The organism is Amycolatopsis sp. NPDC005003, assembly GCF_053600695.1.
Genome location: NZ_JBSGAI010000001.1, coordinates 469,066 through 481,828 on the forward strand (window position 1 = coordinate 469,066; position 12,763 = coordinate 481,828).

General features: G+C 71.9%; 12 protein-coding genes. 8 read left to right on the forward strand and 4 right to left on the reverse strand.

Annotated features, from left to right (window positions below):
• Nucleotides 1–111 precede the first annotated feature (111 nt).
• Nucleotides 112–1,665 carry an aklavinone 12-hydroxylase RdmE gene (gene rdmE, locus ACWED2_RS02270; protein WP_449688592.1) on the forward strand — a complete coding sequence of 518 codons (1,554 nt, stop codon included), beginning with the start codon at nucleotides 112–114 and terminating at the stop codon, nucleotides 1,663–1,665.
• Here rdmE and ACWED2_RS02275 read toward each other — a convergent pair whose 3' ends face one another.
• The gene (locus ACWED2_RS02275) at nucleotides 1,666–2,067 is read right to left on the reverse strand and encodes a hypothetical protein (RefSeq protein ID WP_449688593.1); all 402 of its coding nucleotides are present in this window, start codon (nucleotides 2,065–2,067) and stop codon (nucleotides 1,666–1,668) included.
• A 304-nt stretch (nucleotides 2,068–2,371) separates the two neighbouring features.
• On the opposite strand from ACWED2_RS02275, the gene ACWED2_RS02280 reads away from it, so the two are divergent.
• From ACWED2_RS02280 to ACWED2_RS02295, 4 genes are all read left to right on the forward strand, one after another.
• The gene (locus ACWED2_RS02280) at nucleotides 2,372–3,256 is read left to right on the forward strand and encodes a hypothetical protein (protein ID WP_449688594.1); all 885 of its coding nucleotides are present in this window, start codon (nucleotides 2,372–2,374) and stop codon (nucleotides 3,254–3,256) included.
• Nucleotides 3,257–3,302: 46 nt separating this feature from the next.
• Nucleotides 3,303–3,725: a hypothetical protein gene (locus tag ACWED2_RS02285; RefSeq protein WP_449688595.1), complete on the forward strand. Its 423-nt coding sequence runs from the start codon at nucleotides 3,303–3,305 to the stop codon at nucleotides 3,723–3,725.
• 240 nt (nucleotides 3,726–3,965) lie between these two features.
• Entirely contained in the window at nucleotides 3,966–5,522 is a 1,557-nt protein-coding gene (locus ACWED2_RS02290; RefSeq protein WP_449688597.1) for a PucR family transcriptional regulator, read from the forward strand.
• Between the two features lie 163 nt (nucleotides 5,523–5,685).
• Complete coding sequence (locus ACWED2_RS02295) at nucleotides 5,686–6,606, forward strand: zinc metalloprotease (protein ID WP_449688598.1); 921 nt, start codon at nucleotides 5,686–5,688, stop codon at nucleotides 6,604–6,606.
• A gap of 60 nt (nucleotides 6,607–6,666) precedes the next feature.
• On the opposite strand, the gene ACWED2_RS02300 is transcribed toward ACWED2_RS02295, so the two are convergent.
• Together ACWED2_RS02300 and ACWED2_RS02305 are read right to left on the reverse strand one after the other, a co-directional pair.
• The gene (locus ACWED2_RS02300) at nucleotides 6,667–7,083 is read right to left on the reverse strand and encodes a pyridoxamine 5'-phosphate oxidase family protein (protein ID WP_449688599.1); all 417 of its coding nucleotides are present in this window, start codon (nucleotides 7,081–7,083) and stop codon (nucleotides 6,667–6,669) included.
• Nucleotides 7,080–8,015 carry a zinc-binding dehydrogenase gene (locus ACWED2_RS02305; protein ID WP_449688600.1) on the reverse strand — a complete coding sequence of 312 codons (936 nt, stop codon included), beginning with the start codon at nucleotides 8,013–8,015 and terminating at the stop codon, nucleotides 7,080–7,082. Before ACWED2_RS02305 ends, ACWED2_RS02300 begins: the two co-directional genes overlap by 4 nt.
• 172 nt (nucleotides 8,016–8,187) lie before the next feature.
• Here ACWED2_RS02305 and ald point away from each other — a divergent pair, with 172 nt between their 5' ends.
• Nucleotides 8,188–9,303, forward strand: a complete 1,116-nt coding sequence (gene ald, locus ACWED2_RS02310; protein WP_449688601.1) for an alanine dehydrogenase — start codon at nucleotides 8,188–8,190, stop codon at nucleotides 9,301–9,303.
• Nucleotides 9,304–9,379: 76 nt separating this feature from the next.
• Here the strand turns inward: ald and ACWED2_RS02315 are convergent, their stop codons facing one another.
• Nucleotides 9,380–10,057 carry a response regulator transcription factor gene (locus ACWED2_RS02315; RefSeq protein WP_449688602.1) on the reverse strand — a complete coding sequence of 226 codons (678 nt, stop codon included), beginning with the start codon at nucleotides 10,055–10,057 and terminating at the stop codon, nucleotides 9,380–9,382.
• 667 nt (nucleotides 10,058–10,724) lie between these two features.
• Here ACWED2_RS02315 and ACWED2_RS02320 point away from each other — a divergent pair.
• Both ACWED2_RS02320 and ACWED2_RS02325 read left to right on the forward strand, forming a co-directional pair.
• On the forward strand, nucleotides 10,725–11,786 hold the full coding sequence (locus ACWED2_RS02320) for an ABC transporter ATP-binding protein (RefSeq protein ID WP_449688603.1): 1,062 nt from the start codon (nucleotides 10,725–10,727) through the stop codon (nucleotides 11,784–11,786).
• Complete coding sequence (locus ACWED2_RS02325) at nucleotides 11,786–12,667, forward strand: ABC transporter permease (protein WP_449688604.1); 882 nt, start codon at nucleotides 11,786–11,788, stop codon at nucleotides 12,665–12,667. The genes ACWED2_RS02320 and ACWED2_RS02325 overlap by 1 nt, the downstream gene beginning before the upstream one ends.
• Nucleotides 12,668–12,763: the final 96 nt, after the last annotated feature.

Below are 12,763 nucleotides of genomic sequence, written 5' to 3' on the forward strand. Positions count from 1 at the left end.
GAACGGCCTACCCAACCCTTCCCACCTCCTGGGAGCCAAATTGCCTTGCCGGTCGAATATCTTTGTGTCTAAGATATCAACACAGGAAGATTCACGGGCAGGGAGGAAGTCATGACCGAGCGGGTTCAGGTGCTGGTCGTCGGGGCGGGGCTGGGCGGGCTGTCGGCATCGCTGTTCCTGGCGCAGGCCGGAGTGGACGTGCTGACCGTCGAGCGGCACGCGGGGACGTCGATCCACTCGCGCGCGGCCGGCCAGAGCTGGCGCACGATGGAGTTGTTCCACTGGGCGGGAATCGACCGCGAAGTGCTGGCAGCGAGCCCACGGGCGTCGCAGGGGCTGCGGATCACCGTCGCGACCAGCCTGGCCGGCCGCGTGCTGCACCGGCTCGTCCAGGACGGCAGCGAGTTCGACGTCTCGGCGGCGACGACGCTGCCCGCCGGCATGGCCGGCCAGGACGTCGTCGAGCCGATCCTGCTGGCGCACGCCGAAAAGGCGGGCGCGCGGGTGCGGTTCCGGACCGAGCTGACGCACCTGACGCCGGACGACGACGGCGTCACCGCGACGCTGCGCCACCGCGACTCCGGCGAGGAAACCGTGGTGCGCGCGGACTACGTCGTCGCCGCCGACGGCGGGCGCAGCGGGATCCGGCAGCGGCTCGGCATCGGGACCACCGGGATGGACGCGCTGAGCCACTGCCTCGGCGTGGTGTTCGACGCCGACCTCGGCGACCGCGTCCACCCCTCGCTGTCCGACCTGTTCTACCTGCAGCACCCGGACTTCACCGCCGGGTTCGTCAGCACCGACGTGCCGGACCGGTACGTCTTCGCCCCGGACTACTTCCCGGACCGCGGCGAAAGCCCGGCGGACTTCACCCACGACCGGCTGGTCGCGATGATCCGCGCGGCCACCGACCTGCCGGACCTCGACCCGGAGATCGTCTGGACCGGCTCGTGGGAGGTCGCCGCGCGGCTCGCCGACCGGTTCCGGGCCGGGCGCGTCTTCCTGATCGGCGACGCGGCGAAGGTGACGCCGCCGACCGGCGGGATGGGCGGCAACACGGCGGTCGGCGACGCCGCGGACATCGCGTGGAAGCTCGCCGCGGTGCTGCGCGGCGAAGCGGGCCCGGCGCTGCTGGACACCTACGAAGCCGAGCGGAAGCCGATCGCGCGGATGGTCATCGACACCTCGCTGCACAACATGAAGCAGCGCATGCACCCCGGCCTCGACGTTTCCGGGCTGACGAAGGCCGAAGACCAGCTCGCGATCCTGCTGGCGTTCCGCTACCGCTCGACGGCGGTGCTCTCGGAGGAGCCGGACGACGGCGAGCGCGTCGAGGACGTGCAGGCGCCGACCGGGCGGCCCGGCTTCCGGTCGCCCGGCCTGGCGTCCACTGTGGACCTGCTCGGGCACTCGTGGGTGCTGCTGTGCGCGGGCGACGGCACGCGGTGGCAGCCCGCCGCCGCGGACGTCGCGGCGGAGCTGGACGTCCGCCTCGCCTGCCACGCGATCGACGACGAACTTTTCGTCTCCCGCCACGGTCTTTCGGCGGGTGGCGCTTCCCTCGTCCGGCCCGATGGCATCGTCGCGTGGCGGTCCCCGGAGCCGGCCGAGGACCCGGCCGGCGAGCTGTGGCGGGTCCTGACCGCCGTCCTGTCACGCTCCTGATCATCCCGCGGCGGGCCGCCGGCCGACCCCGGCGAAGTGTTCGTGCAGCTCACGCACGTGCTGAGCCCAGAACAGCTGGCGCCCACCGCGGGTGCGCGGCACGGCCAGGCCCTTGCCGGCCGCCAGCCGGTAGAAGCCGGGCCCGGCGTCGTCGGCGCCGAGGTTCCGGACGAGCGCGCCGAGCAGCCGCCCGCCCGCCTCGTCGAACGCGGCTTCGGAGATGCGGTCGAGCAGGTAGGCCATGCTCGCGCGGCCGGCGCTGGTGGTGAAGTCGAACCCGGCCACCCCGGTCCGCCGGGTCAGCGCGGCGGCGAATTCACCGAAGGAAGTCGTCCTGTCCACGACCGCGCGGGCGATCAGAATCGCCTTGCCCTCGTCGATCATCTTTTGCCATTCCGCCACGTCACGTCCGTACAAGCCGACCACCTCTCGCGCTTTCCCGGCGAAACCGCCGGGTCGATCGCGAGAGGATGCCACACGTCCGATCCACTCCGAAACCGGGGCCGGTTTCCCTTGCCAGCACGGAAAACTTCGGCCTCCCTGACGGTTTCTTTCGCTCTCCCGGCCGGTCCGGCCGGAGTTTTCCGCCGTTGCGATGAATGGGGGAACCGGCTGGGAAACCGTACCGGGATGAAATAGAGTCGGCGCCTTCCCGGACCCGGGACCGATCGCCGGGTCCGGCATTCGGAGAAATCACAGGAGCGCAGTGAGCCATACCCGAGCCCGGTCTTCGTTCGGCTTCCTCGCCCGTGCACTGGGCGCGTGCCGGGCCGACCGGACCACCGGTTCGCTGTACCTCGCCGGCCACCCCGGCGGCGTGGTCCACCTGCGCGAGGGCACGGTGGCGGCGGTCGACAGCCCGGGCGCGCCCGGGACGGACGCGCTGCTGCTGCGATCGGGCCGGATCAGCGAGCCGGACTGGTCGGCGGCCCTGCGCGCCGGCGGCGCCCCGCACGGGATCGGCGGCACCGAACTGCGGCTGGTCGCCACGATGGCCGCTCAGGACGGCGCCTTCGCCATCGTCGCGGGGACCATCGACGAGTACGCCGTCGACCCCGACCCGTTGGAGGTACCGCTGCCGATCAGCCCGGGTATCGAACCCGACCGGCTGCTGACCGAAACCGCGCGACGGCTCCACGCGCTCGCCTCGCTGCCCACGCCGGTGTCCCCGCACCGGGAACGCCTCGCCGCCGTCTCCGGGGCCGACCCGGCCGCGCTGAGCGGCACGCGCCGCGCCATCATCACCCGCGCCGACGGCCGGCGCTGTGCGCGGGACATCGCGTTCCTCTTGGGACGCAACGTCTTCCCGGTGACGGTCGAGGTGTCCAGGATGGTCGGCGACGGGCTGCTCGCCATCACCGACCGAGTGCCCGGCGGCACCACGGGTTCACTCGCTCCCCTGCGGCCACGCGCCCCGGAGACCGGCGCGGCAGCCGACGTCACGGACCCGAAGCCGCCCCTCCCGCGCCGCAGTCCCGGCGCGAGCGGTGCCGGGGACACCCCGCCGAGGCCGTCCGGCTGGCAGGTGCTGCCCCGGTTGCTCAACCGCATCCGGGCCGGGCCCCGCGACGACGTCCCCCGTGCACCGTGACGCGCCCCGCCTGCTGAACCCCAACCCCCGAAGAAGGAGAACCGCCGTGCTGGGCAAAGGCCAGACCCTGTCCGACCAGATGGAGCTGATGGTGAAGCGGATGCGGAAGGAGGTGCCCGACTGCCTGGCCTCCGGCGTCGTCGACCTGGCGACCGGCATGCTGCTGGCCGTCGAGACCACCGACGCCCACCCGCCCGAAGTGCTGGACCTGCTGGCCGGGGCGACGCTCGACCTGTTCCAGGGCCGCACGGTGGTGATGATCGAGGACATCTTCAAGGAGCGCCGCGGGATCGCCAGCGGTGAGCACTACTTCCAGGAGATCCTGGTCAACAGCGCCAACCTGACCCACCTGTTCGTCCGCAACAACCAGAACGCCGACGTGGTCGCGGTCGTGGTCTGCCCGAAATCGGTGAACATCGGCATGCTCCTCGCCGGTGCGCGCCGCGTGGTCAAGAGCCTGGAGCTCTGACCCCCGGAACGCCTGCCGGGGTGGCGCGTCCGCCCGCCGCCACCCCGGTAGGCCCCGGCCACCGTTCACCCGCGGCGGGGAAGCGGCGCCGCCGTCCGGAAAGGACAGTGGGGCGGGTCACCCTGCTCGCCGTGCCACTGCGCGCCACGCCGCCGTAACCGCTTCCCACGCCCCGCCCGGCGTCGCCCGCCCCGGCGACCCTACCGAGCCGTCCACAGGTTTCTCGGCGAGAATGCTCTTGTGGTTTCGGTGCGGAGCGTGGTCGACCGGGTGGGGCCGACGCTGCTCCACGCGCTCCAGGTGCCCGACGACTCGCCCGCGGTCGCCGACGTCGTGATCGCCGAACCCGGCGGGGCGCTCACCCTGTCCGCCGGCGACCTCGTGCTCGGCGTGGCCACGACCGGGCCCGAAGACGCCGCCGATCTCGTCAAGCGGAGCGCCGGGCAGGGCGCCGCGGCTGTGCTGCTGAAGCCGCCGCTGGCCGCGAAACCGGCGGTCAAGCGGGCCGCGAAGGCCAGCGGGATCGCGCTGGTCCAGGTGCACGCCGCGACGTCGTGGGCGCAGCTCGTCTGGCTTTTGCGGACCGTCCTCGACGCCCTCGCCGACGAGTCGGAGGACCTCGACCCGGGCTCCGGTGACCTGTTCCGGCTGGCCGACGCCGTCGCGAGCGTCGTCGACGCGCCGGTGACCATCGAGGACACCAACTCGCGTGTGCTCGCCTACTCCGCGCGCCAGGACCTGACCGACCCGGCCCGCGTGGCCACGATCATGGGCCGGCGCATCCCCGACGACGTCCTCGCGCGGTTCCGGTCGCGCGGGGTGTTCCGCGAGCTGTCGCGCGGCCGGCAGACGATCTTCGTCCCGGCCCAGCGCGACGGCACGCTGCCCCGGCTGATCGTGCCGATCCGGATGGGCGGCGAGCTGCTCGGCTCGATGTGGGCGGTGGTCGCCGGGCCGGTGTCCGACGAGCGCGCGGCCGCGTTCGCCGACGCCGCCCCGGTCGTCGCGCTGCACCTGCTGCGGCGCCGCGCGCACACCGACGCGCAGCGGCGCGCGTCGGCCGAACTGCTGCGCGCGGTGCTCGAAGGCAACGCGAACCCGCGCAAGGCGATGGCGGAGCTGGACCTGTCCGACGAGCCGCACCGCGTGGTCGTCATCGAGGTCACCGGCGGCGACGGGCGCGACGCCGAGGGCCTGCGGCTCGCCCTGCTCGAACGGATCTCCCAGGGCATCGGCAGCCGCCCGGTGGCGACCGAGCTCGGCGGGCTGCTGTACGCCGTGGTGCCGGACCGGCCGGGTCCGGGTGGCTGGGCCGAGCTGCGGCAGGCGCTGGCGCTGCAACCGGCGTCCCGGCGCGGCGGGGCCCCGCGGGCGGCGGCGGGCGCACCAGGCGGGATCGGAGATCTCTCGGCGTCACGCGCCCAGGCCGACGAAGCCCTGGGCCTGCTGCGCGCCGAGATCCTGGCCGAGCGCGTGATCGCCTTCGACGAGGCCTGGACGGCGCTGACCCTGCACCGCGGCGCGACGGCGGCGGCCGCGGCGCGGGTCGCCGACCTCGGCCCGCTGCGCGCCCTGCGCGCGCACGACGAATCGGGCCGGGCCGGCTACGTCGAGACGCTCTACGAGTGGCTGCGGCACGCCGGCGACCCGCGGGCGGCGGCGCGGGAGCTGCGGATCCACCCGAACACCTTGCGGTACCGGATGCGGAAGCTCCTCGAACTGGTGCCGCTGGACCTCGACGACCCTGACGTCCGGCTGGCGCTGCTGACCCAGCTGGTGGCCGCGCGCTGGAGCTGATGGGCCATTCGGCCCAACGTGGGACTTATGCGTTACTCCGCATGGATCGCGCCGATCGTTCCGATTGTCTTTTCCCGCCGAAAGACGGTGGATTTCGAAGATCGCGTGCCGCATTTTCTCCTGACCACCCGGGGTAGCCGGGTCGTGGCAGAGGAGTTCGTCCATGAGCAGTTCGGAGCGGTTCGGCCGGGCCGTCAAGGTGGGTGCGGTGTCCGCACTCTCCCTGGTCGCCCTGGCCGTCCCGGCCGCAGGAGCCGGAAGCGCCGTCGCGGCGCCGAGCGGCGACTGCTTCACCCCCACCCACGCCGCGGACCGCAGCAAGGACGGCCACGCCGACACGGTGTCCCCGGCCGAGGCGGCCCGCATGGAAGCGGACCTGCAGAGCAAGCTCGCCGGCAAGCGCACGGCGTTCTCGGCCCAGGCCGCGGCCGCGGTGTCGATCCCGGTGTACTTCCACGTGATCACCAGCGGTTCGACCGGCAACCTGCCCGCGTCGACGATCAGCAAGCAGATCTCGGTCCTGAACAGCGCGTACGCGTCGAGCGGCTTCAGCTTCTCGCTGGTCAGCACCGACTACACGAACAACTCGACCTGGTACAACGGCATCACCGACGGCACCTCGGCCGAGCGCAACATGAAGAACGCGCTGCGCAAGGGCGGCAAGAACGCGCTGAACATCTACACGGCCAGCCTCGGCGGCGGCCTGCTCGGCTGGGCGACGTTCCCGTCGAACTACAGCTCCCAGCCGAAGCTGGACGGCGTGGTCATCCTCGACGAGTCCCTCCCGGGCCGCTCGGCGACGAACTACAACGAGGGCGACACGGCAACGCACGAGGTCGGCCACTGGATGGGCCTCTACCACACGTTCCAGGGCGGCTGCTCCGGCTCGGGCGACTACGTGTCGGACACCCCGGCCGAAGCGACGGCGACGTCGGGCTGCCCGGCGAACAAGGACACCTGCTCGTCGACGGGCAAGGACCCGGTCCACAACTTCATGGACTACAGCTACGACAGCTGCATGTACGAGTTCACCGCGGGCCAGGCCACGCGGATGAACAGCGCGTGGTCGGCGTACCGCGCCTGAGTTCTCCGTCTTCCCGCGGCGGAACCCGTGAAGGCCTTCTCGAGCTCTTCGAGGGGGCCTTCACGGCTTTTCCGGCACTCGGTAGCTGAGGTCCTGCATCACCAGCCGCGAAGGCCGCAGGTGCACCCACACCGCGCCGACGTCCCCGTGCAGGTACTCGCGGAACCGCGGATCCCACCGCTGTTCGTCGGCCCCCAGGTACCGCACCAGCTTCCGCCGCCCGCGCGCCACGTCGAACGGCCGCACCTCCGCCTCACCACGGGCCAGCACCTGCACGACCACCCCGGTGCCGAGCTCGCAGACGTCCACCGTCAGCGCGATCCGCGGCCGCTCGCGCAGGAGCGCCGGCAGGCGGGACCACGGGCCGCTGAGGATCCAGAACGCGCCGTCCTCCCAGAGGTACCAGACCGGCCGGACCGTCGGGCCGTCCGTCGCCACCCGGGCCGTGAGCGGCCGGGCCAGGAAGTCGTCGATCATGTGACCAGCAACGTCTTGCCCACCGTCGCGCGCGACTCGATCGCCGCGTGGGCGTCCGCCGCCTTCTCCAGCGGGAAGCGCCGGCCGATCACCGGCACCAGCCGCCCGGCCGCCGCCGCGGCCAATGCCGATTCCGTGAACCCCCGCAGGTCCGACGGCGACCCGATCGACCGCACCAGCGAAACGCCGCGCGCCGCAGCGTCCTCTTCGGACACTTCCGCCCACGAGCCACCGGCCAGGCCGTACACCGCCATCCGCCCGCCTGGGCGCACCAGCCCGAACGCCGCCGTGCCGATCGCCCCGCCCACGCCATCGAACACGACGTCCACCGGGCCCACCGAAGCCGGCCAATCCGGCCGTAGGTAGTCGACCACCGAATCGGCCCCGCGGACGTGGGCCACCTTCGCCGGCCCGCCCGCCGCGCCGATCACCGTGGCCCCCGCCGCCTTCGCCAGCTGGACCAGGAGGCCGCCCACGCCGCCCGCCGCCGCCTCGACCAGGACCCGGTCGCCCGGGCGCACGCCGGTCGCGTGCACCAAGCCGGTCGCCGTCCGGCCGTCCGCGAGGAGCGCCACCGCCGCGTCGAGCGGCAGCGCGGAGGGCACTTCGAACACCGCCGCCGCGTCCACCGCGACGCGCTCGGCGTACCCGCCGGACCCGCCCGTCGATGTCACCACCCGCTGCCCCGCCAGCCCCGGGTCCACCCCCGCGCCGACCACGCTGATCACGCCGCCGACGCCGTTGCCCGGGATGACCGGCAGCGCGGCCCGGAACGGCCCCGGTGCACCGGCCCGGAACTGCGTCTCCACGAACGTCGTGTTCGCGAACGCCACCTCCACCAGCACCTGGCCCGGCCCGGGGACCGGATCCGGCGCCTCCCCCGGGACGAGGGCTTCCGGACCACCGAACTCTTTCAACCACACCGCACGCATGCCGCAACGGTGCAACTTCAAGTGAAGTCGAGGTCAAGGAGCTTGTTCGCACAGCACTACGAATACCGCCGTAAACTGTCCGTTCAGCACGATGACACCGCCGTCCGGGTGGCTCACCGTGAGTGGCAACACCGCACCGATTCCGGACGCAGACCGACCCAGGAGGCCGACCGTGCGTATCGCCGTTCCCCGTGAGATCAAGAAGCACGAATACCGGGTCGCGCTGACCCCGGCCGGGGTGCACGAGCTGGTCGGCCGCGGGCACGACGTCTTCGTCGAGACCGGCGCCGGGGTGGGTTCGTCCATCACCGACGAGGAGTACGTCGCCGCCGGTGCGAAGATCCTCGCCACCGCCGCGGAGACCTGGGCCGAGGGCGAGCTCGTCCTCAAGGTCAAGGAGCCCGTCGCCGAGGAGTACGGCCGGCTCCGGCGCGACCAGGTCCTCTTCACCTACCTCCACATCGCCGCCGACCGGCCGCTGACCGACGCGCTGCTGGCCGCCGGCACCACCGCGATCGCCTACGAGACGGTGCAGACCGCGAGCGGCGCGCTGCCGCTGCTCGCCCCGATGTCCGAGGTCGCGGGCCGGCTGGCCCCGCAGGTCGGCGCGTTCTCCCTGATGAAGCCGAGCGGCGGGCGCGGTGTCCTGCCCGGCGGCATCCCCGGTGTGCACCCGGCGCGCGTCGTGGTCATCGGCGGCGGTGTCGCGGGCCTCAACGCCGCCCGCGTCGCGCTCGGCCTCGGCTCCGACGTCGAGATCCTGGACACGAACGTCGACCGCCTCCGCCAGATCGACAACGACTTCGGCGGCCGCATCCGCACGGTGACCTCGAACCGGCTCTCGGTCGAGGAGTCCGTGCTGCAGGCCGACATGGTCATCGGCGCGGTGCTGGTGCCCGGCGCGAAGGCGCCGAAGCTGGTCTCGAACGACCTGGTGGCCCGGATGAAGCCGGGCAGCGTGCTCGTCGACATCGCGATCGACCAGGGCGGCTGCTTCGCCGACTCGCGCCCGACCACGCACGACGAGCCGACCTACACCGTGCACGAGTCGGTCTTCTACTGCGTGGCGAACATGCCGGGCGCGGTGCCCCGGACCTCGACGTACGGTCTCACGAACGTCACCCTGCCCTACGCGGTCCAGCTGGCCGAGCACGGCTGGAAGGCCGCGCTGCAGGCCGACGCCGCGCTGGCCAAGGGTCTCAACACGCACGGCGGCGCGCTGACGAACGGCCCGGTCGCGGTGGCCCACGACCTGCCGCACACGCCGCTGGACTCCGTCCTCGCCTGAGCCATCCCGCCCGAGCGGGCTCCTGTCGCGTCGCGGCAGGGGCCCGCTCCCCTTTACCGGTGACCGGCGCCGGCGGTCAGGCGCCCGCGGTCACCACGTGGTAGCCGGCGCCGCGGACGGTCCGGATGGTCTCGACCCCGAACGGCAGGTCGATCTTCCGCCGCAGCGCGCTGACGTGTACTTCCACCAGGTTGGCGGTGGCGGAGGCGGCGAAGTCCCAGAGGTTGTCGACCAGTTCGGCCTTGGTGACGACCTGGCCGGGCCGTTGCATGAGGTAGGCGAGGAGGGCGAACTCCTTGCCGGTGAGCGTGATGTCGGCGGTTCCGCGTCGGCAGGTCCGCCCGGCCTGGTCGAGTTCGAGGTCGCCCAGTTTGAGAACACCGGCCCGGGTGGCGCCGCCACGCCGGATGAGTGCCCGCAGCCGCGACAGCAGCACGCCGTAGGAGAAGGGCTTGGGCAGGAAGTCGTCGGCGCCGGTGTCCAGCGCCTCGATCTCGTCGTCCTCACCATCCTTGGCGGTGAGCATGAGGATGGGTGTGCTGTTCCCCTCTTCCCGAAGCCGCCGGCAGACCCGATAGCCGTTCAGTCCGGGAAGCATGATGTCGAGCACGATGGCGGCATAGGGGTGCTCACCGGCAAGCCACAAGGCATCCCGCCCATTGTGCGCAACATCAACGGCATAACCCTCAGCACTCAGCCCGCCTCGCAGCGCCTCGGCAAGCCGCTGTTCATCCTCGACGAGCAAGATCCGCACGCGGATCACGATGCCACAGCCCACCCCCACAAGGCACCCGCCAACCCCGCCCCGCCCCGCCCCGCCCCGCCCCGCCCCGGCGACCCGACACCCCGGCGACACGACACCCCACCGCCACCCGGCGACACGACAACCCAGGCCCGCCACCCCACCGACACGGCACCCCACCACCACCGCCCCGGCAACACGACAACTCACCGCCCCCACCCCGGCGACACGACAAACTCACCGCCCACCCCGGCGACACGACAACCCACCACCGGCAGGGGCAAGCCACGGCAGGGCTGGAAGCCATCACAAAGGCACCGTGGGGGGTCCGGGGGGGCTCGGCCCCCCGGGAGAAACGACAAAGTCGACATGAGCGGCGAAGCCGCGATGCAGAGACGAAGGGGCGACCCGCTCAACCAGCCTGGGGGTCACTGGGAGCGGGCCGCCGAGTCCTAGCTTAGAGGGCTTTGGCGGAGTTGGCTGCACCGGGTCGGCAAGTCGCACGAATTCTTTACCAAGTTGATCTGCCGGAGATCGAAAACCCTGTGGTCAGCGGCGCCGGAGGCCCTACTGGCCGGTAGCGGAAAGTGACGAAGGTCGCTCTCGGGCGTTCCGTGCGCGCGAGCGGCGCCGGTAGGGCAGGATGACGCCGCATCAGCGGGGAACGTTAGGGGACGGTATGCACGACGGCAGTGGCCGGATTGTGGTGCAGAACCTGAGCAAGCGGTTCGGCGCAGTGAACGCCGTGCAGAACCTGAGCTTCACGGTCGAGCCTGGTTCGGTGACGGGTTTCCTGGGCCCGAACGGCGCCGGCAAGACGACGACGTTGCGGATGTTGCTCGGGTTGGTGGCGCCGACGTCGGGGTCGGCGACGATCAACGGGCGGCCGCACTCGCAGCTGGGGAATCCGGCGCGGGTGGTGGGCTCGGTGCTGGAGAACGAGGGCTTCCACCCGGGCCGGACGGCCCGCAACCACCTTCGGGTGTACGCGGCGGCCATCGGGGTGCCGGATCGGCGGGCGGACGAGGTGCTCGGCCTGGTGGGTCTGGGCAGCGCCGCGGACCGCAAGGCGGGCGGGTTCTCCCTCGGCATGCGGCAGCGGCTGGCGCTGGCGACGGCGCTGCTGGGCGACCCGCAGGTGCTGGTGCTCGACGAGCCGACGAACGGCCTCGACCCGGAAGGCATCCTGTGGCTGCGCAACTTCCTGCGCTCCTACGCGCGGGAGCAGCGGCGGACGGTGCTGGTGTCGAGTCACCTGCTCAACGAGGTCGAGCAGCTGATCGATCAGGTGGTGATCATCAGTCAGGGTGTCACGCGCTACTACGGTCCGCTGGAGCAGCTGCGCAAGAGCCAGCAGTCGCGGGTGCTGGTGCAGCCCGCGGATCCGTCGGCGCTGGTGAAGGCGTTGCAGGACAACGGCATCACCGGGGTTTCGCCGACGCCGGACGGCCGGGTCGCGGTCGCCGGGTCGAGTGTCCAGCAGATCGGTGACATCGCCGCGAAGGCCGGGATCGCCGTCTACGGGATGCAGGAGGAGCACGCCGATCTGGAGCGGATGTTCTTCCAGCTGACGCAGGGTCAGTACGCCGGCGGCCCGCCCGGGTACCCGCCGCCGCAGCCGCAGTACCAGGGGCCGCCACAGCAGCAGTACCCGCCGCAGCCCCCGCCGCAGCACTACCAGCAGGGCCCGCCGTCGGGTCCGCAGCAGCAACAGCAGTACTGGGGAGGACCGCAGCAGTGATGGGCAACCTGATCAAGGCGGAGTTCCGCAAGACGCTCTCGCTGAACACGTGGTGGGTGCTGTTGATCCCGCTGGCGCTGGTGGCGTTCTGGCTGACGTTCTTCTGGGGCAAGCTCACGAACAACTTCGTGGACTACATCGGCGGCTCCGACGCCCGGGAGATCGCGGCCGCGGTCGGCCTGGACGCGAGCAAGCTGCCGGTGGGGCTGCTGGCGTTCGCGCACGGCGTGAACATCGCGCAGCTGATCCCCGGCCTGTTCGGCGTGTTCGCGCTGGCCGGCGAGTACCGCAACAAGACGATCACGACGACGTTCCTGACGGCGCCGAACCGGGTCACCGCGCTGACCGCGAAGATGCTCACGTACGTGGCGTGGGGCGCGATCTACGGCCTGGTGAGCGCCGGTGTCTCGGCGATCGCGGTGATGGCCTCGGTCGATTCCACGCGGTGGCCGAGTGCGGGTCAGTGGCTCGCCGCGCTCGGCGGCACGATCCTGGCCTCGGTGCTGGTGACGCTGTTCGGCATCGGGTTCGGCGCGGTGCTGCGCAACGTGCCGCTGGCCGTGGTGATGTTCCTGGTGTGGTTCCTGATCGTGGAGAACGTGCTGGTCGTCGCGCTCTGGGGCCCGGCTGACGTCCTGGGCGGGATCCTGCCGAACGGCACCGCCAACGGGATCGTGGGCGGGATCGCGGCGGACGCGTTCGGGATCAACTCGCTGAACCTGCCGGGCGGGGTCGACCACTGGTCGGCGCTCGGCCTGCAGCTCGCGGCGGGTGCTCCCGGCGTGATCTCGTGGTGGGCCTCGGCGCTGATCTTCTTCGCCTGGACGATGGTGTTCTTCGGCCTCGGCTGGGCGGGCAACCAGAAGCGCGACATCACGTAGTTCTCCCTGCCCGGGAAGGCCACCTCGAGCAGCTCGAGGTGGCCTTCTCCGCGTTCGGGGAAATATTTTGTCGGTGGTGGCGCTTACTGTCACAAC

Coding starts and splice junctions, on each gene's coding strand:
- rdmE (WP_449688592.1), top strand. CDS start 112: ATGACCGAGCGGGTTCAGGTGCTGGTCGTCGGGGCGGGGCTGGGCGGG.
- ACWED2_RS02295 (WP_449688598.1), top strand. CDS start 5,686: ATGAGCAGTTCGGAGCGGTTCGGCCGGGCCGTCAAGGTGGGTGCGGTG.
- ACWED2_RS02300 (WP_449688599.1), bottom strand. CDS start 7,083: ATGATCGACGACTTCCTGGCCCGGCCGCTCACGGCCCGGGTGGCGACG.
- ACWED2_RS02305 (WP_449688600.1), bottom strand. CDS start 8,015: ATGCGTGCGGTGTGGTTGAAAGAGTTCGGTGGTCCGGAAGCCCTCGTC.
- ACWED2_RS02320 (WP_449688603.1), top strand. CDS start 10,725: ATGCACGACGGCAGTGGCCGGATTGTGGTGCAGAACCTGAGCAAGCGG.
- ACWED2_RS02325 (WP_449688604.1), top strand. CDS start 11,786: ATGGGCAACCTGATCAAGGCGGAGTTCCGCAAGACGCTCTCGCTGAAC.